The organism is Burkholderia sp. Ac-20379 (genome assembly GCF_017104645.1).
GTDB lineage: Bacteria > Pseudomonadota > Gammaproteobacteria > Burkholderiales > Burkholderiaceae > Burkholderia.
In genome coordinates, this window is record NZ_JAAGPF010000716.1 from 1 (window position 1) to 1,180 (window position 1,180).

Below are 1,180 nucleotides of genomic sequence, written 5' to 3' on the forward strand. Positions count from 1 at the left end.
TTGACGCGGGCAACCTGAGCGGCCAGACCGACCGCCGCTACGGCGCCTACGACGTGCCGGCCGCCGATGCGCCCGCCGCGATGCGCGGCTACCTGCAATGGGAGCTGGATCTCGTCGCGCAGATCGAGCGCGTGGGCGGGGCCGGCTTCGCGGTGCGCGATTTCGGCACCGGCACGGCCCAGCGCTCGCACGATGCGCTCGCGCGGATCGCCGCCGGCGCCGCACGTCAATTCAATCCGAAGGAATCCGTATGACACCGACCACCCAGATCGACGCCGGCTGGGGCGCCGGCCCGAGCGAGCGCTACGAGGCGCTGATCGCGCCGTTCCGGCCGATCTTCGCGCGCATTCGCGACGGCGCGGTCGAGCGCGAGCGTTCGCATCGGCTGCTGTTCGACGAGTTGCGCTGGCTGCGCGACGCCGGCTTTCCGCGCCTGCGGCTGCCGGTCGAGGCGGGCGGCTTCGGCGCCTCGCTGCCGGAGCTGTTCGCCGCATTGATCGAACTCGGCGAGGCCGACCCGAGCGTGGTCAACGCGCTGCGCTCGCATCTCGGCTTCACCGAGGAAGTGCTCGCCAGCGCGCCGAGCGCCTGGCGCGACGGCTGGATCGCGCGCTTCGCCGCGGGCGAAACCACCGGCAGCGGCTTCTCCGAACTCGGCGACGGCGTGCTCGGCAGCGCCGCCACGCGGCTCTCGCACGACGACGGGCAACGGCTGCTCAACGGCGAGAAGTACTACACGAGCGGCTCGCTCTACGCGGACTGGATCCACCTCAGCGCGAGCGACGAGGCCGGCGCGCCGGTCGGCTTGCTGGTGCCGGTGCGTGCGCCGGGCGTGGAGATCGTCGACGACTGGGACGGCTTCGGCCAGCAACTGAGCGCGAGCGGCACCGCGCGCTTCGTCGACGTGGCGGTCGATCCGCTGTGGCTGAAACCGAGCGCGAGCCGCTTCGGCTTCGCGCCGTCGTTCTTCCAACTGGTGCACCTGGCGACGCTGGCCGGCATCGCGCGCGCGGCCACCGGCGACGTGGCGCGGCTCGTGGCCGAGCGCACGCGGATCTACGGCGGGCGCACGCAGGCGCGGCGCGTCAGCGAGGATCCGCAGGTGCTCGAAGTGGTCGGCAAGGTTCGCGGCGCGGCCTGTGTGGGCGGCGGCACCGTAGATCGGGAAGGCGGCGTGGTA

1 protein-coding gene and 1 pseudogene are annotated in these 1,180 nt (G+C 72.9%); both read left to right on the forward strand.

Annotation, left to right across the window (positions count from 1 at the left end; all coding sequences use genetic code 11):
- Nucleotides 1–254: pseudogene (locus tag G3N92_RS34190) on the forward strand (hypothetical protein); the annotation flags it as partial.
- The coding region (locus G3N92_RS34195) for an acyl-CoA dehydrogenase family protein (protein WP_206131892.1) at nt 251–1,180 on the forward strand (930 nt) is incomplete at its 3' end. The pseudogene G3N92_RS34190 and the gene G3N92_RS34195, both read left to right, overlap by 4 nt.